The 21938-nt window shown below is 53.9% G+C and carries 18 protein-coding genes, 2 pseudogenes and 1 other annotated feature; of the genes and pseudogenes, 12 read left to right on the forward strand and 8 right to left on the reverse strand.

Translation table 11 applies throughout. From position 1 onward, the window contains the following. Nucleotides 1-180: 180 nt before the first annotated feature. The 3 genes from AAC01S_RS20110 to AAC01S_RS14715 form a co-directional block, all read right to left on the reverse strand. Nucleotides 181-303 (reverse strand): hypothetical protein, encoded by a 123-nt coding sequence (locus AAC01S_RS20110; RefSeq protein ID WP_281178138.1) that lies wholly within the window; start codon nt 301-303, stop codon nt 181-183. A 36-nt stretch (nt 304-339) separates the two neighbouring features. Beyond that, nucleotides 340-468: a hypothetical protein gene (locus tag AAC01S_RS20115; RefSeq protein WP_281178139.1), complete on the reverse strand. Its 129-nt coding sequence runs from the start codon at nt 466-468 to the stop codon at nt 340-342. Between the two features lie 177 nt (nt 469-645). Beyond that, entirely contained in the window at nt 646-1581 is a 936-nt protein-coding gene (locus tag AAC01S_RS14715; protein ID WP_067624019.1) for an ABC transporter permease, read from the reverse strand. Nucleotides 1582-1829: 248 nt separating this feature from the next. On the opposite strand from AAC01S_RS14715, the gene AAC01S_RS14720 reads away from it, so the two are divergent. The 6 genes from AAC01S_RS14720 to nagB all read left to right on the forward strand — a co-directional run bounded on the left by AAC01S_RS14720 (nt 1830) and on the right by nagB (nt 9414). Then, complete coding sequence (locus AAC01S_RS14720; protein ID WP_067624021.1) at nt 1830-2396, forward strand: beta-class carbonic anhydrase; 567 nt, start codon at nt 1830-1832, stop codon at nt 2394-2396. 651 nt (nt 2397-3047) lie between these two features. After that, entirely contained in the window at nt 3048-5228 is a 2181-nt protein-coding gene (locus AAC01S_RS14725) for a WD40/YVTN/BNR-like repeat-containing protein (RefSeq protein WP_067624024.1), read from the forward strand. Nucleotides 5229-5296: 68 nt separating this feature from the next. Then, entirely contained in the window at nt 5297-5833 is a 537-nt protein-coding gene (locus tag AAC01S_RS14730) for a GNAT family N-acetyltransferase (protein ID WP_067624027.1), read from the forward strand. A gap of 231 nt (nt 5834-6064) precedes the next feature. Beyond that, nucleotides 6065-7048, forward strand: coding sequence for an N-acetylglucosamine kinase (locus AAC01S_RS14735; RefSeq protein ID WP_169794060.1), 984 nt, complete (start codon nt 6065-6067; stop codon nt 7046-7048). Nucleotides 7049-7079: 31 nt separating this feature from the next. Beyond that, nucleotides 7080-8645 (forward strand): beta-N-acetylhexosaminidase, encoded by a 1566-nt coding sequence (gene nagZ, locus AAC01S_RS14740; RefSeq protein ID WP_169794061.1) that lies wholly within the window; start codon nt 7080-7082, stop codon nt 8643-8645. Nucleotides 8646-8679: 34 nt separating this feature from the next. Continuing rightward, nucleotides 8680-9414 carry a glucosamine-6-phosphate deaminase gene (gene nagB / locus AAC01S_RS14745; RefSeq protein WP_067624032.1) on the forward strand — a complete coding sequence of 245 codons (735 nt, stop codon included), beginning with the start codon at nt 8680-8682 and terminating at the stop codon, nt 9412-9414. Nucleotides 9415-9590: 176 nt separating this feature from the next. On the opposite strand, the gene AAC01S_RS14750 is transcribed toward nagB, so the two are convergent. Next, nucleotides 9591-10577 carry a D-2-hydroxyacid dehydrogenase gene (locus tag AAC01S_RS14750; RefSeq protein ID WP_067624035.1) on the reverse strand — a complete coding sequence of 329 codons (987 nt, stop codon included), beginning with the start codon at nt 10575-10577 and terminating at the stop codon, nt 9591-9593. A 350-nt stretch (nt 10578-10927) separates the two neighbouring features. Here AAC01S_RS14750 and AAC01S_RS14755 point away from each other — a divergent pair, with 350 nt between their 5' ends. The 3 genes from AAC01S_RS14755 to AAC01S_RS14765 all read left to right on the forward strand — a co-directional run bounded on the left by AAC01S_RS14755 (nt 10928) and on the right by AAC01S_RS14765 (nt 14198). Then, nucleotides 10928-12286, forward strand: a complete 1359-nt coding sequence (locus AAC01S_RS14755; RefSeq protein ID WP_067624038.1) for a C1 family peptidase — start codon at nt 10928-10930, stop codon at nt 12284-12286. A gap of 783 nt (nt 12287-13069) precedes the next feature. Continuing rightward, complete coding sequence (locus AAC01S_RS14760; RefSeq protein WP_067624041.1) at nt 13070-13849, forward strand: class I SAM-dependent methyltransferase; 780 nt, start codon at nt 13070-13072, stop codon at nt 13847-13849. 160 nt (nt 13850-14009) lie between these two features. After that, a complete protein-coding gene (locus tag AAC01S_RS14765; protein ID WP_067624045.1) occupies nt 14010-14198 on the forward strand; it encodes a Uma2 family endonuclease in 189 nt (62 codons plus the stop codon). A gap of 192 nt (nt 14199-14390) precedes the next feature. On the opposite strand, the gene AAC01S_RS14770 is transcribed toward AAC01S_RS14765, so the two are convergent. Beyond that, a complete protein-coding gene (locus AAC01S_RS14770) occupies nt 14391-14783 on the reverse strand; it encodes a hypothetical protein (RefSeq protein ID WP_067624048.1) in 393 nt (130 codons plus the stop codon). Between the two features lie 166 nt (nt 14784-14949). Here AAC01S_RS14770 and AAC01S_RS14775 point away from each other — a divergent pair, with 166 nt between their 5' ends. Next, a complete protein-coding gene (locus tag AAC01S_RS14775; RefSeq protein ID WP_067624051.1) occupies nt 14950-15408 on the forward strand; it encodes a helix-turn-helix domain-containing protein in 459 nt (152 codons plus the stop codon). 464 nt (nt 15409-15872) lie between these two features. Here AAC01S_RS14775 and AAC01S_RS14780 read toward each other — a convergent pair. Next, a pseudogene (locus AAC01S_RS14780) lies at nt 15873-16793 on the reverse strand (IS110 family RNA-guided transposase); the annotation flags it as partial. Nucleotides 16794-16956: 163 nt separating this feature from the next. Between AAC01S_RS14780 and istA the strand changes: the two are divergent. Both istA and istB read left to right on the forward strand, forming a co-directional pair. Beyond that, nucleotides 16957-18426 (forward strand): IS21 family transposase, encoded by a 1470-nt coding sequence (gene istA / locus AAC01S_RS14785; RefSeq protein WP_067624058.1) that lies wholly within the window; start codon nt 16957-16959, stop codon nt 18424-18426. Beyond that, nucleotides 18423-19175 carry an IS21-like element helper ATPase IstB gene (gene istB / locus AAC01S_RS14790; RefSeq protein ID WP_067624061.1) on the forward strand — a complete coding sequence of 251 codons (753 nt, stop codon included), beginning with the start codon at nt 18423-18425 and terminating at the stop codon, nt 19173-19175. The genes istA and istB overlap by 4 nt, the downstream gene beginning before the upstream one ends. 81 nt (nt 19176-19256) lie before the next feature. Here the strand turns inward: istB and AAC01S_RS19985 are convergent. Both AAC01S_RS19985 and argS read right to left on the reverse strand, forming a co-directional pair. Then, nucleotides 19257-19604: pseudogene (locus tag AAC01S_RS19985) on the reverse strand (IS110 family transposase); the annotation flags it as partial. Between the two features lie 239 nt (nt 19605-19843). Then, entirely contained in the window at nt 19844-21538 is a 1695-nt protein-coding gene (argS, locus tag AAC01S_RS14795; RefSeq protein ID WP_067624063.1) for an arginine--tRNA ligase, read from the reverse strand. Nucleotides 21539-21588: 50 nt separating this feature from the next. Further along, nucleotides 21589-21822, reverse strand: a binding site (T-box leader). Nucleotides 21823-21938: the final 116 nt, after the last annotated feature.

The following is a 21938-nucleotide window of genomic DNA, read 5'->3' on the forward strand; positions in this document are numbered from 1 at the left end:
CCCCGGCCGCCTCCGCCTGCTGACATGAAGGAAAGGCTCTCGCGTTGAGAGCCTTTCCGGGGTGTTTACCACGAGCAGCCGGGGTGGTAACTGTGATAGATTTTGTCATCCAATCCGTTAGGCGTCGGATCGAATTGAACAAACTCGCGTGTGACCCAATTGCATGGAATCTGATCGCGCTTAATACACAGGCGTCGTTGTGCAGGTCGTTACAGCGTAGGGAACCAGCAGAATGAACAGGACGAAGATGATCAGGAACACAACCGCCCAGCGCGTATATCCTCCGAATGCACCACCGTACATATGCAGTTCTCCCTTCCTTGTCTTGTCGATCACGAATTAGTAAACTCCGCCAGCCGCGCAGCTGCCACCGCCGTATCCATAACCTGGAACGAGCAAGAAGAAGAGGACGAAGATGATCAGGAACACAACCGCCCAACTGGTGTACAACCCAAATGTTCCGTACACGAATCACACCCCCCTCTCGGTACACGTCATAGGGTACGTGTGATTTCATCCATGTGCATGGGACAGTAATCTTGGGTGACTGTGGAGAACAAGCCTGATTTCTCGTGCAGCAGCTCCGCCCGAGCAGCCCTGCGCGCCCGGGCTGCTCCGCCTTCGGTTCAGCGTCTGGTTGGCGTTTCACCGACGCCGGAGTTTTGCCACAGCAGCTTCCAACTGTTCTTGCTCGAATTGCGCAGGGCGAATCGTTTGTACACCGACGCTCCGTACCATACGAGCACGCCGTTGAACATGAGTGTCAGCGCGATGGAGATGACAATCTGCCATGCGGGGACGCCTTGAACCGACATGGCGGATCGCGTGGACATCGCCAGCGGCGTGATGATGGGGACGAAGGATGCGACGATGGAGAACGTCGAATCCGGTGACGGCAAAATGCCGATGAAGGACGTGTAGAACAGGACGAGCATCAGCAGGACAACCGGCGTGAGCGCCATTTGCTGCTCCTCGACCCGCGTCACCAGGGAGCCCGCGATGCCGTACACGGTCGCATAGAGAAGCATAGAGAAGGTAGCCAAGCACGAAGAACACAGGCATCAACGCGATCGTTCCCATCGGCAGATGCGTCAACGCGGAGGTTGTGACATGCTTGCGGAGCGCGTACACAACGCCGGCTCCGGCCAGCCACACCACGTATTGAAGAAGGCCCACGAGGCCAATCCCGACAATCTTTCCGAACCGAATTTGCCACGGTTTGGTCGTCACCAGCATCATTTCGATCACGCGGTTCGATTTCTCCTGAACGACGCGCGCATGCACTGGCGCAGCCAATGCGGCTTGCAACGTCGCCGGCAAGTTGCCGATCCTGGCTGCCGTAACTTCTGTCTGGATCAGCGATTCCACGCTTGAGATGAGGGCGGGATCGACCGATCCGACCTCTTGGATGGTGCACGCCGCCGACGCTGCCGACACGCCCTCGACTTCGGCGAGCACATGGCCGTGTTCCGCCGCGGCGATGAACTGGATCTTCTGTTGGTTGCCCTTCGCGAGAGCGCGGGCGAGCTTCTGTGCGTGCTCGTGTGCATCCCACGTGACTTCGCCGCAATCTGCTTTCATGATGTCGAGAATGATTCATTCTCTGGCATTGTGCGGCTTCCGCCTTATCGTAGTTCCAGGTGGGCCAAGTATGCAGCCATCGTTGATGGAGAGGCCTTCTCTCGCGGATATCCTATATCGCATGTCGATATATTGTGGAAGTTTTCGATCTCGGCCTGAATCCAGCTATAATGCAAAGTGACTGTAAAAGAGGAGTTGGCCAACGGCTGGCCTCCCCTTGACCCCCCTCAGGAAAGGATGATGGCACGATGCATATACTCGATGAAATTTTGGAGTTCAACCAAAAATTCGTGGAAAACAAAGAATACGAGGCGTATCAAACGTCCAAGTTCCCTGATAAGAAGCTGGTGGTGCTGTCCTGCATGGACACAAGGCTCAGCGATCTGCTGCCGCGAGCAATGAATTTGCGCAACGGCGACGCAAAAATGATCAAAAACGCCGGCGCGGTGGTTTCCCATCCATTCGGGAGCATCATGCGAAGCATCCTTGTCGCCGTGTACGATCTCGGCGCGGAGGAAATTTGCGTGATCGGCCACCATGGTTGCGGCATGGGCAGTCTGGACCCGGTGGCCTCGATTCAAAAGATGAAGGAGCGCGGCGTGTCTCAAGAAGTGCTCGACACGTTGGCGTTTTCTGGTATTGACTTGAACCAATGGCTGAAGCGCATCGAATCCATCCCGGAGAGCGTTCGCCAAAGTGTCAACATGATCAAACAACATCCACTCGTACCGAAATCCATCTACGTTCATGGCCTGATCATCGATCCCGAAACGGGCAAGCTCGAGGTCATCGTCAACGGCTACGAAGAAGCGTGACGGGAGTCATGGGCGTTGTTCGCATCGATGGGGACGCCAACCGTCGGCCCCAGTGACCCGCGACGATGCCGCTCGTTGGTTGATTGAGTGGATGGATTGGCAAGGTCCCGCCGCCGATCGCGCTGGTCCAGGCCGTCGACGTGCTGCTCAGTACCTCACAGTAAGTCGCGGCCGCTGGCGGCGGGAGGCAGCCTGGGGTCTGGGGGGGTCTGGGGCATCGGGCAAATAAGCGGCCCCAGGCCGCTTAAGTGTGTCGAATAATCGAATGGACGCCAAATAAACGGCCCACAGCCGCTTATTTGGCCCAAACCACGTCATTCTGGGGCCAGTGGAGACAAATAAGCGGCCTGAGGCCGCCTATTTGCTTCCGATTCGCACATTTCACCAAAATAAGCCGCCCAGGGCGGCCTATTTGCGGGAGGCCCTGCCACCAGTCGTCCCTCACGATCGCGCCGCCACCCTCTCCCGTCCCCGCGCCTCCCCGCCCACTCACTCCCGCGCCCCGAGAAGTTGATAATCGGACGAGAGCTGGACAATCTACTGAATGTTTCCTCTGGCACCCGATTGCTGGCAAATGTGTATCTGTTGTCACATGAGTCGAGTGTGGCACGTCTAGAGGTTGTAAAGAACCTGTTTGAGGGAGAGATCGACATGAAGACGTGGAAACGCAGCGCCCTGAGCACATTGGTTCTAACAGTCGGCGTTGTCACTGGTGGTCAGTCAGTTCACGCTTTTGATAAAAGCCAGCCCAAATCCGTTGCGGTGAGCAGCACGTCGTCCGCGAATGGGACACAGACGCAAAACCAAGCTGGGCCGCGGCCGATCGACGTGGTTCGCGTGGGAACGCTCACGTTTGCGGGCACGCCGAGTATTACCAGCACGACTGCGCACGATGCGGTTGCGCCCGTGATGGTTGGACGAAACGTCGGCTATGCTGCGATGAACGGCTCCATCCTGAAAACGACGGATGGCGGCAAGACGTTTCATCCGATTTCGTCCTTGCCGGACGATGTCCAAAGTTTGACGTTCACCAGCCCCTCGATGGGCTTTGCTGTCACGCAGAGCGGTGGAGAAAATATGACGGCCAATCAAACCATCGCGACCTACTCATGGTCCATCTACCGGACCACAAACGGCGGAAAGACCTGGACCAAAGTGTGGGCGCAGAAGGCGACGCAAACGCCTCCGACGTACGCGTCGTCGAATGATCACGTCTACCTGTTTGGCAACACCGGCTATGCCATCGTGTCTGGTCATGCCTTGCGGACGGCGAATGGCGGCAAGACGTGGCAGCCGATGCGTGTCTCGGGGACGCCGCTCGATGTACAGGCGCTCGGCGCAAACAACGTGTGGATGGCTGTCACGGACGCGAAGACACAATCGGACGGCAGCACGGGCCAGGGGACCGTCCAACTGCTTCATTCCACCGATGGCGGGCAACATTTCGCGAGCGTCGTAAAAGCCCCCAATGTCACGCTTTGGGAAGCCAAGGTTTCGTTTGACGGAAAGGGTAACGGGATCTTGCTCGTGAAGGACTTGTCCTCCTGGAGCACGACGGTGTTTTGGACCACGGATGGGGGAAAGACGTGGAAAAGCGCGAAGCCGGACGCCTATCAAGGACGTATCGCGCAGAGCCAGCCTGTTTGGGGTTCATCCGGCAAGGCGTGGATTGCGCTCGATCCCGGCGCGGCCCCGTTTCCCGGCGGCATGACCCAATTTGACGTCGCATCGGGCAAAGTCACACAGGTGGCGCAGATAGGGGATTGGCGCGACGCCGAGATCGGCGCGGTGAACGACGAGACCATCTTTGCCGAAGCCAGCCTCATACAAGGCAAGGCTATCGTGAAGAGCACGGACGGCGGCAAAACGTGGGATCAGGTCTATCCGATGGGCGAGCCCAACACACAGGTTCGCTTTGCAACGTCGACGTTTGGATTGGGCCTCGGCTCGTACGGTGCGAAAGGGTACATCTATCGGACCAGCGACGGCGGCAAGCACTGGGAGGCGGTCAAAACGCTGCAGGGGATTTACCCCAGCGCGATCGCGTTTGTGAACCGCGATACCGCCTACGTCTCGGCGTATACGAGTCCCGCGGCAAACAGTCAGCAGTATGGAATTCAGATGTTTGTCACGCACAACGGAGGCACGTCGTGGTCGAAGATCGCGACTTCCACCGCCAGCTTGCCAAACTCGGTGACCCAGGGAATGACGGAATCCACGGTGCAGACCGTGCTGTCGGCGAATGACAAACAACTGTCGATGTACATCGACACAGCGTATCCGTCGTCCATCCTGACGTCCGTGGACGCAGGGCACACCTGGAACCAGGTGGCGACTTGGCAAAGCAGTCTGAGCCTGGATACGGCGGCCTACGTGAATCCATCCAATCTATGGGTGGCCGATGTCACGCAAAACCATGTGCCGACGAAGACTCAGCCGTCTGTGTATACGTCAACCATTTACCAATTGACACAGGGGAGTTCCGCCACGTCTGTTCAGAAACGGGCCATGTGGACCTTGCCAACGGGCTGGATGATCTTGGGGATGGATCGCGTCAATCAGCAGGACGCCTACGTGTACGCGACGAGATCGCTGGCCGACATGTCGCAGGGAGCAGCGGTATTCGCGACGCACGATGGCGGGAAAACGTGGACGGAGTGGAAGACGAGCGGATCGAGCAGTGCGGCAAAAGTGCCGATGCCGCTCAATTTGTTCCCGTCCGGCGCGAAGATCGATATGTCCTTCGCGACGCCCGAAGATGGCTACATGCTAACCGCGAACGGCCTCTTGAAAACGACGAACGGCGGCTCGTCCTGGACATATGTCCACTGAATGGCGCCAGCCTCGGATAAAGGAAACCCTGAGTGACGTCGTATTTGTCATGACTGGAGGAGCGATTATTGGACTGGTATGAAAAACTGAAGAACTACTTTCCGGACGAAGAACTCAAACATCCAGGACAATTTGAAGAACTGCTGCAGAAAAGTCCTGCGTACCACAAGTTCGAAACCCCGGAAGTTATCGTCATGTACGCGGATTTTCCGACGTTTCTGTTCATCGATTACTTTTTGGTCACTTCGAAGGAACGCGGCAGAGGCGTTGGAAGCAAGGTTCTCAACGCGTTCAAGAAGCGCGGCAAACCGATCATCCTCGAGGTTGAGCCTGCGGATGACGACGATCCCGACACCGTCCGCCGCGTCCATTTCTACGAGAAGAACGGGTTCCGCAAAGCCGAGCACATCGTCTACACGAGACGGGACGACGACGGTGAGGAATTTTCCATGGATGTGTGGTACTGGCACGAAGCGTTTATCTCAGAACGCGAGGTGCTGTCGAATATGGCTGTAATTTGTCGCGAAATCCACAATTTCAAAGCGCAGAAATACTACGGTCGACTGATTGCCACACCCGATGAGGTTTTGGACTGGGATTCTTAATTTAACGTGAAGCTGGGGCGGTGCCGCGGGCGGAAAGGCCTCAAGAAACCTTTCATAGCCGCGATCCGCCCCGTCTCACGAGGAATGTTCACAATTCTCTGTGACACCACTTCCCCTTTTGCCCCATTCAGATTAGAATAAATTCATTCGACGAAATAATTAAATACGTTCAAATGCCAGGTGGACGCATCGTGCATCCGTGACAACAAGAGGCGAGAAGGAGTGGAGCATTTGGCAATATTTATCGGGATCGACGGTGGGGGAACCAAGACCAACGCGCTCTTTTTCGATACGGTGACCAAGCAGTCCCTGGCCTTGGAGGGAGCAGCCAGTCGTACCAGTTCGGTCGGGTGGCAAGCTTCGTTGGAGGTCATTCAAGATCTGATTCGGCGTGGATTGCGGCAGATTGGCGCCGAAGCTGATGAGATTGGTGGGATATCAGCTTGCATGTCGGGGATTGATCTCCCTCATCAGTCGGCCCGCATGGCTAACGAGCTTGCTGGGCAAATCCCAGTTCAATCGATTGAAGTGGTGAACGACGCATTGGCGGTGTTGAGCGCCGGTACGCGGGGGGAGCCGGGCGTCGTCGTGATCGGCGGAACCGGTTCCATCGCGTTGGCCGAGGACAGCTTCGGCAACGTGGCGCGCGCCGGAGGCTACGGCAGCCTGATTGGCGATGAAGGAAGCGGGTACGATATCGGCCGCCGAGGTTTGATGGCGGCTGTGCAATTCATGGAGGGCAGAGGTGAGAAGACGATCCTCTGGGACAAAGCTGCCGAGACCTACGACATTCAGCATCCAAGCGAACTTATTTCTATCATTTATGAGGCCGAGTATCCAATTGCGAAAATCGCGTCGTTTGCGCCGAGGGTGATCGAAGCAGCGGTGAGCGATCCCGTTGCAGATGCCATCGTCAGCGACGCCGTTGGCAGTTATCAAGGTTTGATAGCCTCTGTCAGTGGACAACTGCAGGGGAATGCCGGAGACGTCGTCATTCTCAGCGGCGGACTGTTCACGCACGACGGATGGCTTGTAGATCGGCTCTCAGCGCTGTGTCCCGCTTACCAATTCCGTCCGCTGCGGCACAAACCGGTCTATGGCGCACTGCTGCGAGCGCTGCGGTTGGGCCAGGAGAAATCGTATCTGCAGTTGGCCGACGATGCTCTGGCGACACAGGCAGAGTTGACGTTGGACGACCTTGACTCCGTCGTTTGACACGCGTACGTACATGAAGGAGGGCGACGCTTTGGACGAACAGCATGTGCGGGATTTGATCGGGGACGTCGTGATTGCAGGGTTTCCCAGCACGCGAGTGGACGATCATGTGACGCGTTTGGTTGCGCATCACCGCGTCAAAAATATCATTCTGTTTTCGAGAAATATTGTATCGATCACGCAGATACGCCAGTTGACAGAAGATTTACAGCAACTCGCACGTTCATCCGGCTTTGTGCAACCGCTCATCATCAGCGCCGATCAGGAAAACGGCATCGTTCGGCGGCTTGGGGATGCCGTCCCTGGACTGCCGGGCAACATGGCGATAGGCGCCGCTCGCAGCACCAATCTCGCCCGCGAGATGGGCCGCGTAACCGCCTTGCAGTTGCGCTATGCGGGAATCAACATGAACCTCGCGCCCGTGCTCGACGTCAACAACAACCCGGACAACCCGGTCATCGGCGTGCGTTCTTTCGGAGAATCGCCGCAGTGGGTGGCCAGTCTCGGCGCTGCCACGATTGCCGGCCTGCAGGAGCAGGGCGTGATCGCATGCGGGAAGCACTTTCCCGGACACGGCGATACGGCGGTCGATTCGCATCTGGCTCTGCCGCTCGTCAACCATGCGAGATCGCGGTTGGACGAAGTCGAACTTGTGCCGTTCGTCAAAGCCATCCAATCTGGCGTGGATAGTCTTATGAGCGCGCACGTCGTGTTTCCGGCGGTCGAGCCGGATGGCGTTCCGGCGACGCTGTCGAGGCGGGTTTTGACCGACTTTTTGCGTCACGAGTTGCAGTTTGACGGAATGGTGACGACGGACTGTCTCGAGATGAACGCGATTTCCGAAGAGGTTGGCGTTGGCGAAGGGGCTGTGCGGGCGCTGCTCGCCGGCGCGGATATGCTGATGATCTCCCATCGGCTGGATCGGCAAGAGGAGGCCATTGAATCATTGGTTGCCGCCGTCCTGTCGGGGCGCGTGCCATACGAACGGCTGGCGGAAGCGGCTGAACGCGTTCGCAAGTTGAAGTCTTCGCGCCTCGCGGTCAGTGAGCAGCCTCTGCCATCCTGGGACGAGTTGGTTGAGAGGTCGGGCGAGATGCAACGGCGAGCCAGTTCTCAGGCCGTGACGCTGGTGCGCGACGACCATCGGCTGCTTCCCGTCAATCCTGACAAGTACCAGCACATCACCGTGCTGCTGGACCCGAACGGTCCTCACATGGCTGCGGCCGACGACAACCGTGTCACCGGCCTCCTCGGCGAAGCCGTCAAGCGGGCCTTCCCTTCCGCCCGCGTCGATGTACGCATCTTGGATGAAAACGAGGACGCGAATCAGATTGGATCAGATTCGAACAGGGTCGATCTCGCCGTGATCGGCCTGCATCGGTCCGCTGCAAAGTACGTCGAGAGGCTGCAAAGACTAATGGAGAGCGGCATCCCGACCATCGTCGTCGCACTGCAGAGCCCATACGTGCTGCGGCACGTGCCGCAAGGCGCGACGCAATTTGCCATCTACGAGCATACGCCATGGATGGTGGAAGCCGTCGTTCAGGCAATGCAGTCCGGGATCGCGAATCGCGCATTGCCCGTTACGATTTCGTGATCTGATCTGTGGAGAAGGTTAAGGAGGAGAGAACATGCGAATTCGCGTGTTTGATACACCAAAGGATGCAGGAATCTATGCCGCCGCGCTTGTGGAACAGATCATCCTTCAAACCGATCATGCCGTGCTGGGCTTGGCCACAGGCAGCACCGTGATCCCCTTGTACGAGCAGTTGGTCAGGCTCCATCGCAACGGCCTCGACATGTCGCACGTCCGGACCATCAATCTGGACGAGTATGTCGGCCTGCCAGCAGACCATCCGCAAAGCTACCACAATTTCATGCGCACGCACTTGTTTCAGCACGTCAACATCCCGGCGTTCCACTCGTATATACCAGACGGCAACGCCGCGGATTTGGAGCAAGAGTGCGCGCGATACGACGAGGTTGTCCGCAAGCACCCGCTCGACATGCAGATTCTTGGCATCGGTGTGAACGGCCACATTGGATTCAATGAGCCGGACGATCTCCTGCTCTCAAAGACCCACGTCGTCACGCTCTCCGAGGAGACCATCCGATCGAACGCCCGCTTCTTTGAGTGCGCCGACGACGTCCCGCGCCAAGCGATCACGCTCGGCGTCCAGGCCATTCTGCAGGCGAAGAGGATCGTGCTGATGGCGTTCGGCAAGGAGAAGGCCGACGCCGTCGCCAAGTCTATCCAAGGTCAGGTGCGGACGGATGTTCCGGCGTCCATTCTGCAACTGCACCGCGATGTCACATTTGTGCTCGACATGGACAGTGCGTCCAAGCTGGCCGGCTACGGCGGCTGATGCAGCGGGGGCGGCCCGCAGATGTGCTAAGGCGGTTCGATATCTTTCAATAGCGCCCATCGATTCCACTGCCAGGGGGGCATGAGAGGATGCGTGAAGTCCGATGCCCCGCGTGTTTCGGAAGGCGCGGGAAACTAGTTCGCGGTTCCCGCGCTTGGCGCCAAACCCCCGGGTACTTAGTAGCCGCGGGTCACATCCACGACGTTGAGCAGGGGAAGTCCTCTTACGTATCGCGTGAGGTTTTCTTCAAACAGTTCCGAAAGACGTTCCGCGTTCCGTGGTGACGCGTATGAATGATGCGGCGTGATGACGACGTTGTCGAGCGTCCAAAGAGGGTGTCCCGCAGGCAGGGGCTCGGCCGAGAAGACGTCGAGTATCGCACCTTCAATCCGGCGTTGCCGCAAGGCTTCCACAAGTGCGTTCTCGTCGACGGTCAATCCCCTTCCGACATTGATGAACACCGCGTCCGAGCGCATCCTTGCGAATTTGTGCGCGTCAAAGTAGCCGATGTTGTCGCTCGATGCCGGCAGGCAGTTCACCACAAAGTCAGCTTCTTGCAACAGCTTGTTCAGCGACTGCGGTGTGAGCATCTCGTCGACATCCGGATCCGGCGCGACGCGATTGCGGCAGGCGATCACGGTCATACCCAAAGCCTTACACCGTTTGGCAATTTCCTTCCCAATCGATCCATATCCAACGATGCCAACCACACTGTCGGCAAGTTCCCGAACCGGAATCCCTTTCCATCTCTGCTGTCGCTGAAGTCGGTAAAATTGCGGTAAGCCGCGTGCCCAGCCGAGGATTGCAGCCAACACGTGCTCGGCAATGGGAACCGCGGTACAACCTCGGGAATTGGTGACGACAATGTTGCGCCTTTGAATCAGATCGAACCGCAACGCCTCGACGCCGACACTGAGACTGTGGATCCATGCAACATTGGGCATACGCTCCAAAAAGGGCAGGGAGTCATGCACGCCAAACGTGACGATCACGTCGATGTCGTCGAGCGGAATGTGATTCGGCGGACTGGGTTCATGATAGAAGTTTGGACCGAGATAGAGCGTCTTCGAGAGCTTGGAAATGCGGGATGAACGGGTATCGAGCGAGTCGGTGCGGAGCCAGACGTTAGGTTTCATTCCTGTCGAAGTCAACTGAACTGACATAAATGGACGCCCCTTTCGAACGAGATGCGCGGGAATCCCGTGATCCGAGTATAACGTTTGAGATGAACGTGAACAACGATATATGTTAGAAAAAGTAACACAAACCTTAACCTTGCTGAATCATATTGCGGCTGTGCTCATGTTGTGACAGAATTTACAGTAGAATCTGATGGGGAAGTTTTTGCTCGACATCGCGATCGGCGGAATGTAAAACCTGTGCAGTCGAACAAAGGTGTGCTTGTAAGCCAAACTTACATTTTGAGGCTCAAACGGATTCCTGAATGGGCTTCGGAGTTGTGTTGTTTGTACAGCTGAATCACGACGCACAGAATCAGAGGGGAGTTGCATGTATGGCAACAGAAATTCGATTTGGTTCCTCCGCAATCCAATTGAGCGACATCGAACGCTACTCAGCGGAATTCAGGGCGAATCCGAACAATCGCGTTCGCACGAACGCCATCACGAAGAGCGGCATTCACGGCGTCGCTACCAGTTTCGACGCACGCGCAGACATGCCTTTCACCTTTTCCATTGAATTAGAGACTGGTCCGGTGACCAATCAAAAGCAAAGTGGACGGTGTTGGCTGTTTGCGGGTCTCAACACGATCCGCCATGGCATGAGCAAGCGCCTGAACCTTCCGCCGTTCGAGCTCTCGCAGTCCTACGCGATGTTCTGGGATAAGTTCGAGAAAGCGAACTATTTTCTCGAACGAGTTCTGGATACGCTCGACGAACCGACCGACAGCCGGCTCGTGCAATGGCTCCTCCAAGCTCCCATGCAGGATGGCGGGCAGTGGGACATGTTCGTGGCTTTGGTCGAGAAATACGGCATTGTGCCGCAGTACGCCATGCCAGAGACGTATCATTCGTCGCGAAGCGTACTGATGAATCGCTTACTGACGCAGAAGCTGCGCAAACAGGCTGCCGATTTCCGATCCGCCTATACCGCCGGCACAACAATCAGCGACATTCGCGAAAGCAAGCGTCGCTTCATGGGAGAATTTTATCGCCTGCTCTGCTACTTCCTCGGTGAGCCCCCAAAGACGTTCGACTTCGAATACCGCGATAAGGAGAAAGTGTTCCATCGCGAGACAAATCTGACGCCGCTCGGATTTTACGAGAAATATGCAGAAGATTTGAGCCAATATGTCAGCGTCATTAACGCGCCGACGGCAGATAAACCGTTTGGCAAGTCGTACACCGTTCAATACCTCGGTAACGTCGAGGGAGGTCGGCAAGTTCGGTATGTCAACGTCGAGATCGAAACGCTCAAATCGCTCGCGTTGGCGCAATTGTCCGATGGTGAGGCCGTTTGGTTCGGTTGTGATGTCGGCAAAGCGTCCGATCGCGACGATGGTATCCTCGACACCGCCCTCTTCGATTACGAAAGCGCACTCGACACAGCGTTTGATATGACCAAGGCGGAGCGGCTCGACTATGCCGAAAGTTTGATGACACACGCGATGGTGTTCACAGGGGCCAACGTAATCGAGGGCAAGGTCAACCGCTGGAAAGTCGAGAACAGTTGGGGCAAAGAACCTGGCAAGGACGGATTCTTTGTGATGAGCGACAAGTGGTTCGACGAATATATGTACCAGATTGTCGTCCATCGTAAGTACCTATCGGACGATCTCGCCGCCGCGTTCGATGCCGAGCCGATCGTCTTGAAGCCATGGGATCCCATGGGATCGCTCGCAACACTCCGCTGACAAGCGGCGGCAGATTTCCCGGGAAATCGACTCGATTCGACGACATGGAACAAAAGGCGGGCGAATGGACTTCGCTTGCCTTTTGTGATCGGCATGCTCGGCATGTGCGCTCACGTGTCGAAATGAGGGATGGCAAATCACCCTGATTCTGTCATGATGGATGGAACGAAACACGACCATTCGGTTCCGATTCGGTATGTACCGCCAGGCAAGCGGAACGAGGTGACATGGTGTCCCCGAACATGGCAGTTTCTCTATTGGGTTACGGTTTTTTGTCGCGAGGGACGTCGTTGTCGCGCTGGTCGCCTTGCTGCTGTCCATGGCCGTGATCGTCGCCCCGCTGTTGGCTTTGCGAACCAAGTAGGTCAGCTGCGCAAGGCATCGTGACCATCTAAAATGTCGACGAACGGGAGATGAATTGCCCGTGGCGTCGAAGAGGTATGATCACGCTGTCGACGATGGACGATATGTCACCTGGTTTCACGCAATTCGCATGGAGAAGGCTGTCTATACGATACGTTTTACGCAGATTACCGCTCGTCCAGCCCAAGTGCAGGTTGTTTTCAATCGAATATCAGCGACGAAACGAAACCGTTGGACTTATAGGCGACTAGAGAATGGGTGTTGCTTCCTTCCTGATGGTTCTTTTTTAGTCGGCCTTTATTGGGGCGTACTTACATTCGGATCATGTCGTAATGCGATACCGTCATCGAGAGTGTCGATGGCCTATTTCACGTATGCTCGCCTTGTAGGTAAGATGTGTGAGTGACGAGGAGGGATAGCATGGACGGCACGGATTCCATCAAGGAACGCGTTCAAGCTCAGTTTGGACAACATGCGGAGTCCTACGTGACCAGCGAAGGACACGCGCATGGCACCGATCTCGGCCTGGCGGTTGAGTGGCTGCACCCGACCGCGCACGATGCGGCGCTCGACATCGCGACAGGGGGCGGACACGTCGCGAAGTCCTTGGCACCTTACGTACATCATGTGACGGTGACCGACTTAACGGTGAGAATGCTGGAAACAGCACGAGACCATTTGACCGAAAGCGGCGTGCAGAACGCGCAGTATGTATTGGCGGACGCGGAGGAACTGCCGTTTTTGAAGAATTCTTTCGATCTCGTCACTTGTCGCATCGCCGCACACCACTTTCCCAATCCGCAGGTCTTCATTCGTGAAGTCGCGCGCGTGCTGCGCCCCAATGGCCGATTTCTGTTGATTGATAATGTTGCTCCAGATGATGAGGAACTCAGCGAGTTTATCAACCTTGTGGAAACCATTCGAGACCCGAGCCACGTCAGGTGTCTTTCCGTCCTTCAGTGGAGGACACTTCTGGAGGAAGCGGGGTTTCGCATAGCGCGGGACACCCTCCGCAAGAAGACACACGTGTTTTCCACGTGGGTCGACCGAATGGCTCCAACGGCCGCGCATCGATTCGCGGTGTCCACCATGCTTGTTCAGGCTCCTGAAGATGTCAAAACGTATTTCAAAATCGCCACTGCGGATAAGACGGTGATGAGCTTTTCGACAGACGAATGGATGGTCCTCGCGGTCAGATGACCTTGAGCGCTTCGTCGACAGAGATCGAAGAGGAAGGTCAGATGTTTCGATTCCAATCTCGACACGCACAACAGAGGATGCAAATCGTGATTGAGCCGCATGGAAAGTCTTCTGTGCCACAATCTCAGATGTGCACGGAAGTCGGGAGGCGGGGATGAATATGGAACGCCAACCAGTACCAGAAGAACTTGAACGGTGGGAACGAATTGACGGCGTTATTTACGAGATGTCGCCAGCACCGTCCACAGCGCACCAGATGGTCGTGTCGAGACTGAGCCTAGAACTCAACGAATTTTTACAGCCCGCCGGACGAACAAACGCGCAGGGTCAACTGCTTGCAAGCCAGTGACTGCGGATGCAACCGAATTGTGGCCGGCAAATTCGTCGTTCGTAGGCGGTCAGCCTGAGGGTGTGCTTTGCGCAAAACGTGCACGGCCCCCGGTAAAGTAGCATAGGAATGGAATATCGTTATCGGAAAGATAGAGTTGACACGACCAAACATGAACTCATACAGCGGAGCGGGAACGAGATTTCCTCTCTTTCACGCAGTTACCAAGGCGATGACTTCAGGTCCGAGATTTGCTCTGTTCAAGCACTCTACATTTTCGCGGATCAGCTTCCACGAATCGTCATTGTGCCTAAATGCCTGTACAAACAGACAAGCATCGGGAGTCATTTGCCCGTCTTGCTCAAATCGTATCCAAAAGACCGCAAGCACTTCGTTGCTGGAGATTGGTGTTATGGCCAATTCTTTAAAATGCCCTTTGGGATGATGACCTTGATAGGACTCGTAAGCTTGTTTCCAGCCTTCACACGCTTCTTTGTATCCCCAAGTTGACACCTTGTTTGTTTTCCGCAACTCAATAATGCAGAAAAACGCGGCGCTCCGATATACCGCGTTTTGCATAAAAATGCAGGATTGGACAGGTGTCACTGTTGAACATAAGCCCCCGTTTGGTCAAGAAGCATACATCTCCTCACACCTCTTCTCTGTGCCATCTTATATCCAAAAATAACATCATGTCCATATTTTGTGCTCACATTGAACAATGTGTAACAATAGGGTATAATATGTTCAAGAGAGCATTGGAGGTGTGGTTATGAACGAATTCTTCACGGTTGATCAATTTGCACAGGTACTCGATATGCACCCAAGAACGGTTCGGCGCTATATCCGAGAAGGTCAATTGAGAGCCACTAAGGTCGGCGGAGAATGGCGAATTCGACAGGAGGATGCTGACATATTCATGGGAGGGAATTCCAAAAGATTACACGACAATGCGATCGAAGACGTACAATCATTCATTGATGGTTTTAACGAACAGGTTACAGGAAAATTCCAGGTTTGCACTGTGATCGATTGCTACGTAGACAACGATGAAGCATTTGAGATATCGAAGGCTGTCATGAAACACATGAATGAAGACCAGGATCATGGTCACGCCAAATCACAATACTTCTACGACAAGGACGCTAAAAAGGGACGTTATATCTTGTGGGGAAACCCAACCTTTATTGGGCGGATTCTGTCTTCGGTGGGCGAGTTTTCGAACCAATAATAATTGAACCTAAATAGCGCCCTGAACACAAGTTTAGGGCGTAATCCTTACTACATTGAGTAAGCTATCCCTCTGTCAGATTCCTCTCTCAATGATCTAAGATTTTCCCAGTCATTTAGCGGTTTCCTTCTTGGTCTAAACCAGACGTTTGGCTTGGAATGCCGTGATTTCATGGGCTTTTCAGCCGTAAGGGTACATTCAAATAAGGGTTGGCCCCTTTCTCGAATTTTATGGTCGCGCTTTGGATCTCCACTTCTACCTTCGCGGCTTACCCTCTCATGCCTCACAGGGTCCATTTCTGGCCCTTACATTCCATCATTCCGCCTATCGAAGGGTGGAGGCCAGCTTTGCTGCCCGCCAGGGTCGTTACCCTCAAGGAATGTATAGTGCCGGCTGCTCCGCGCTTCGTTTGTCCGGTCTTGCCTCAACAAAAACTGCTAAATCACGTGGCGAAAATTAGACCCTCAAGCAGCATTCTGCAACCGTTCTGCATGGATTGGCCCCAGCATTTGAATCGGATCGTATGGAACTTTTCGCTTCCACAGTACAAACATAATGCGAATCAACTTACAGCATAGTGCCACAATTGACTGGACCTTCTTGAGCGGGTTTTCTGGCCTTTGAGTGTAGTATCTGTGCAGGCTCTGAAACTCCGCATTCTTTGCAATCAGCGGGATTACGCATCGGAATAGCAATGCCCGTAGTTTCGGCCTCCCGCGCTTCGTGATCTGCGTACGTCCTTTGTGGTTCCCTGAACTGTTCTCCTTCAGGTTCAATCCAGCCAGCTTCTGAATCTGTCTGGGATGTTCGTACGACGAGATGTCGCCAACCTCCGCAATAAAACCGGCGGCCGTAACAAGTCCAATTCCGGGTACGCTCATCATCTGTGAGGCCCCTGGAATCTGGCTCACCAATTGTTCAATCTCTGCTAACAATTGTTCTAGTTGCTCGTGTAGAAAGGCGTACTGTCCCAACAGGATCTGCAATTCCCGTCTGGCCATTTGTAACCCTTCCGTAATCCCAATCGACGTACTTGCCGCACTCAACAACTGCCTCGCGCGGCTGACTCCAACACCGCGAGAGATGCCACCATCACGCCAGGCTCGAACAATCTCTTCTTCGGTCTTACCGCCTACATCGTCTGGCAGTGGGAAGGCGTGCAAACACACCAGAGCGGCCTGACCTTCCCAGTCCTTGAACACACTCGTGAACTCCGGGAAGAACCGGTCCAACCAGTTATGAACCCGCCCTTGTACTCGCTTCAGGTCCTCGATCAGACGCCCTCTTTGGTTCATTCCCACGCGTATTTCCGCGTAGATATCCTCAGGAATGTGGGGTACGGAGTAGCGTCCATCCTTGACCAACTGCGAGATGACTCGAGCATCTTTCCGGTCGTTTGTTTAACGTAGAGTAAAAGTACCCGGAATCGTCATCTTCACTTACCCGGAAAAATCGTGTGGAAATACCCATGATCGTCGTGGGGGTAGAATCATAGAATCGCGCTCTGTACCCTAGTCATTGTTGGTATGGGTACAGGGGGCCGGGGAGATGTTGAAGATGTCACGCATTGAGATGATTAAGGAGTTACAGGCAAAAGGCTTAGGGCCTGTGGCCATCTCGGAGCGGTTGCGGATCAACAGAAAGACCGTGAGTAGATATATGGCCATGGAAACTTTTGAAGAAAGTAAACCCGAGCAAAAAATGGACAGACCGTCTAAGTTGGATCCCTTTAAGCCGTTGATTCAACAGTGGTTGGAAGAGGATCGCAAGAATCGCTATAAGCAGCGCCATACGGCCATGCGCATCCATACACGGCTCGTGGAGGAATGTCCCGATTACGACGCATCCTATCCGTTGGTACAACGGTACGTGAAATCGCTGTATGAGGAACGGAGACGGTACGAGGAGGGGACGCAGGAACTCGTGTGGCATCCTGGGGAAGCCCAAGCTGATTTCGGGGAAGCCGATTTCTATGATGCCTCCGGCGAGAAGCGGATGTACAAGTACCTTTGTGTCAGCTTTCCGTACAGTAACGCGGCGTATATGCAGTTGTTTGGCGGAGAGACTGCGGAGTGCGTGGCCCAAGGTCTGCAGGATATCTTTCGGCGAATGGGTGGAGTTCCGTCACGAATTGTATTTGACAACGCAAGTGGCGTTGGTCGGCGCGTCAGTGACCAGGTGAGAATGGCAGAGCTATTCCTGAGATTCAAAGCGCATTACGGCTTTGAGGTTACGTTTTGTAATCCCTATGCTGGCTATGAAAAAGGCAACGTTGAGAACAAAGTGGGGTATTTTCGGAGGAACTTCTTTGTCCCGCTCCCGACGGTTGTAGACGTGCAAACATTTAACCAGGAGCTCCTGCCCGGCTGCGAGGCGGATTGGCAACGGGCGCATTACAAGAAGGGCGTGTCTATTGAGCAACTGTTCACTGAAGACCGTCAGGCGTTGTTATACCTGCCTGGAAAACCGTTTGCTGTATGTCGCTATACGCATGTGAAAACGGATGGGTACGGGAAGTTCTTGGTTGACGGGAAGCACCACTATTCGTCGTCCCCCGAGTGGGCAGATAAAGAGATGGTTGTGCGCATCGGAGCCCATACGGTTGAACCCCTCTTGCCTACAGGTGAGCCAATCAGTGTACATCTACGTCTCTATGGCACCCAGCGCACAGATACCGTGGATGTACGCACGACACTGAGTCGGCTACTGCGCAGTCCTGGAGCTTGGCGTAACAGCCTACTGCGTGACGCCATTCCCGAGACGTTGAAGTCGGGCATGGACAGTCTGGAACGTCCGGAGCTGAAGGAGGCACTGCAGACCATGCATGACCTGTCTGCACGATATGACTTCGAGACGGCTGTTCAAGCCATGGAGAAGGCGTCAGAGCTAGGGCGGATCACCAGTGCGAATGCGAGTGTCCTGGCAGCAAGGCTATCCACCTTCGACCCACAAGAGCCAAGCCATGTGGATTTGAGTCAGTACGATTCCCTGTTGGAAACGGAGGCGGCTATTCAATGAGTGTGACCAAAGAACGCGATGTGTTGCGAAGTGAGATTTCAGGATTTTGCAAGAAGCTCATCCTCAGCCAGCGTGCAGTTGAGCTGTGCGTGGCCGAGGCGACGCCAAGGCAAGAGGAATTTCTCCATCGTGTGCTGTCGGAAGAAATGGACAATCGGGAGCGCAGCAAACGCAGTCGACTTATGAACCGAGCTGGCTTCCCCGTGTACAAGACTTTAGAGGGGTATGAACGGCAAGGCGTCAAGCTTCCTGCGTCACTACAATGGAGTGACCTGACTGACGCGCTGTTCATACAGGCGAAGCGGAATCTCGTGTTATATGGCCCTGTGGGCACCGGCAAGACCCATCTTGCGACGGCTGTCGGTGTCAGAGCCTGCGAGTTGGGGATGGCGGTCAAGTTCTATACCGTGGCGGATTTGGTGATGCGTCTGTCTGAGGCGAAGAGAGGGGGAACACTGGAACGCTTAAGCAAGGATATTGGACGCACGGATCTGCTCATTCTTGATGAGTGGGGGTATGTGCCGGTGGATCGCGAAGGATCGCAATTGCTATTCAGGGTCATCGCCGACAGCTACGAAAGTCGAAGTCTGGTGATTACAACGAATCTCGAGTTCTCAAAATGGGGATCCGTGTTCACAGATGACCAGATGGCCGCGGCGATGATTGACCGCCTCGCGCATCACGGCCACCTGCTCGTATTCGAGGGCGAAAGCTACCGAATGAAGCATGCATTGATGAAGCAGCGGTGAAAAAGTACCCGTCAGATCGATGGGTAGAAACACACGATTTTTCCGGGTATTTTTGCTTGACAAAATACAGTCGTTCTTCGTTGGATTGTTGTCATCCAACTCCTTGGTCTTTTTTACGTGCATTGGGTTCACGAGAACAACGCCAATACCGCGATGACGCAAGAACTGTGCGAGATTCATCCAGTAGTGGCCTGTCGGCTCAACACCTAGAATGACGTTGTCAAAGCCATGCTCCACCTTGAGCGTCTCAATCCAACTGAGCAACCTCTCAAATCCGTCCCTCGTATTGTCGAAGCTCAACGGCCTGCCCAACTCAATGCCACGCGAATCACTGGCACGAGCGACATGAACCTTCTTAGCAATATCTGCTCCAACGACCAAGGTTGAATCTGTGACGCGACGAATCTTCACATTTTGCGTTATACTCACTGCTGAACAACCTCCTGGTTTTTGTGTTTTGGTTTCGCCAATCCAAACACTACCAAGGGGTTGTTTTCTATTCAATCCTCAAGAACTTTCATAATAGGAATGCTGCCCGATAGCTGAGTAAGAACTGTGAGGCTCGGACGCACGCTTAGCACAGGCCATTTTACAAGGCTCTTGCATTTATACCCCTGTAAGAACGTCCCCGAAGACGGTGACGTTCCTCCAAAATGTGTTTGCATATGCTACATCCTGTTCGGTGCTCCAATGCCAAGCAGTCCTAATCCGTGTTGTAATGTTTCACCTGTGTGGTAAACCAGTGCAAGCACTCTGCCTCGCTTATCACTCTCATCGGTCAAGATGCGCTGTTGATTGTATAAGCTATTGAAACAGTGAGCGATCGACAACAATTGCCTGGTAACAATGAACGGTTCCTGTTTTTCCACTGCCCGACTTACAGACTCATCGTACCGCTTCAACTCTCTCCATAACTGCCATTCGAGGCCCGATACTCCATCAATAGACCTATCATCATCTATCATCTCTAAGTACTGCGCAGGGGTGAACTGAGCCTTTTTGATGAGGCTAGAAATTCGAGCGTGTGTATATTGAACATACGGACCAGATTCACCGTCAAAGTTAAGCACATCGTCCCAAGAAAAATCAATTTCTTTTATTCGCTGATTCTTTAACTCATGAAACACAACCGCCCCCACACCAACCGTTTCCGCCACCGCATCCCTGTCTTCCAACTCTGGGTTCTTTTCCTCGATAATGTTTTTGACTCTATACACTGATTCATTGAGAACATCCTCGAGAAAAATGACATCACCTTTCCTGCTCGACATCTTTTTCCCGTCAATCTTTAGCAAGCCAAATGGAACGTGCTTGCAATTTGAGGACCATTCATGTCCCATGAGTTGCAGTACCTTAAAGACCTGTTGAAAATGTAGAATCTGTTCAGATCCCACTACGTATATCATTTCGTCAAAATGATATGCTTCGTAACGGTAAACAGCTGTTGCTACATCTCTTACAGCATAAATGGTCGTTCCATCAGACTTAATCATGATGCATGGGGGAAGGTCGTCGCCGAAACGAACTATTTCCGCGCCGTCGGAGCTTTCCAATAGCCTCAGTTCCCTCAGCTTGTCTATCACGGGCGGTATCTTGTCTGTGTAAAAGCTCTCTCCCCAATAATGGTCGAAATGGATGCCTAGCCGGTTGTATGTTTTCATAAAAGCCTGCGTGCTTTCCCCGACGAACCACTTCCAGAGTCGTAATGCCTCCTCGTCGCGTTGCTCCAATTTCTGAAACCACTCTCTACTGTCCTCTAGCAGTGTCGGATCGGTTTCCACTTCAGTGTGAAACTTAACGTAAATACTTAACAGTTCTTTGACGGGGTCTTTAAATATCTGTTCATCGTTTCCCCAACGCTTATAGGCAGCCAGAACTTTGCCAAATTGTGAGCCCCAATCACCAAGGTGATTAATACGTACGACGTTCCACCCCTTGGCTTCATACATTCGAGAAAGTGCATTCCCAAGGATTGTAGATCTGAGATTTCCAATACTGATGGGCTTGGCAATGTTCGGTGATGCAAAGTCGATAACGAGGGTCCTACCTGCTCCGCTTTGTTCCAATGAAATACCGTCTTTCATTGCCTGAATCAATCCACTCTGTAGTGCTTGCTCACGGTTTAACTTGAAATTGAGATATCCACCAGCCGCTGAAACTTCCCATAAATCGCTGGAGAGCACGCTCACTAGCGTAGCAGCGATGTCATTTGGAGATTTCCTAAGCACTTTTGCCAATCCGAAACAGGGAAAAGCAATGTCCCCCATATCCGGGTTTGGTGGAACTTCAAGCAATTCGTTAATTTCTGGCTCATCCAAAGGCACGTGTTGAGCCAAAGCTCTTGAAAACAAAGATTTGTCCATAGCACTTCACCTCTCCGACAAAAATAAAACCGCGGCGTGCCTCACCTCATTTAAGAGACGAGACACTCCCGCGGTACCACTCTATTTATTCACCTTTGCATACAAAGGCAAATCACTCTGTCACGATAACGGATAACAATCCGGTCAGGCTACACACAGTTCAAACTCTGTTTTCACTCTGACATCTCCCGGGTCCGTTTCCATGTCACATCGTCGCTGGCTTGCACCATACCCAGCTCGCTTGGGATCGATGTAATATGTACTCTCCCGTTCACTGACGAAGATATTGATTTAACGACATTATATCTGATTTGTGAAATTTTTCAATACGACTAACACTCGATAATCGACTGGGACTTCTCATGAGTTCTATATGAGAGTCTTCTGTCGCTCTTCTGGG

The organism is Alicyclobacillus acidiphilus NBRC 100859 (genome assembly GCF_001544355.1).
GTDB lineage: Bacteria > Bacillota > Bacilli > Alicyclobacillales > Alicyclobacillaceae > Alicyclobacillus > Alicyclobacillus acidiphilus.

Bases quoted from the DNA above. Each gene is read 5' to 3' on its own strand.
- nagB (WP_067624032.1), top strand. From the start codon at position 8,680: ATGCGAATTCGCGTGTTTGATACACCAAAGGATGCAGGAATCTATGCC.
- AAC01S_RS14765 (WP_067624045.1), top strand. From the start codon at position 14,010: ATGGAACGCCAACCAGTACCAGAAGAACTTGAACGGTGGGAACGAATT.
- AAC01S_RS14715 (WP_067624019.1), bottom strand. From the start codon at position 1,581: ATGAAAGCAGATTGCGGCGAAGTCACGTGGGATGCACACGAGCACGCA.
- istB (WP_067624061.1), top strand. From the start codon at position 18,423: ATGAGTGTGACCAAAGAACGCGATGTGTTGCGAAGTGAGATTTCAGGA.
- AAC01S_RS14760 (WP_067624041.1), top strand. From the start codon at position 13,070: ATGGACGGCACGGATTCCATCAAGGAACGCGTTCAAGCTCAGTTTGGA.
- argS (WP_067624063.1), bottom strand. From the start codon at position 21,538: ATGGACAAATCTTTGTTTTCAAGAGCTTTGGCTCAACACGTGCCTTTG.
- AAC01S_RS14775 (WP_067624051.1), top strand. From the start codon at position 14,950: ATGAACGAATTCTTCACGGTTGATCAATTTGCACAGGTACTCGATATG.
- AAC01S_RS20110 (WP_281178138.1), bottom strand. From the start codon at position 303: ATGTACGGTGGTGCATTCGGAGGATATACGCGCTGGGCGGTTGTGTTC.
- AAC01S_RS14755 (WP_067624038.1), top strand. From the start codon at position 10,928: ATGGCAACAGAAATTCGATTTGGTTCCTCCGCAATCCAATTGAGCGAC.
- AAC01S_RS14750 (WP_067624035.1), bottom strand. From the start codon at position 10,577: ATGTCAGTTCAGTTGACTTCGACAGGAATGAAACCTAACGTCTGGCTC.
- AAC01S_RS14720 (WP_067624021.1), top strand. From the start codon at position 1,830: ATGCATATACTCGATGAAATTTTGGAGTTCAACCAAAAATTCGTGGAA.
- AAC01S_RS14725 (WP_067624024.1), top strand. From the start codon at position 3,048: ATGAAGACGTGGAAACGCAGCGCCCTGAGCACATTGGTTCTAACAGTC.
- istA (WP_067624058.1), top strand. From the start codon at position 16,957: ATGTTGAAGATGTCACGCATTGAGATGATTAAGGAGTTACAGGCAAAA.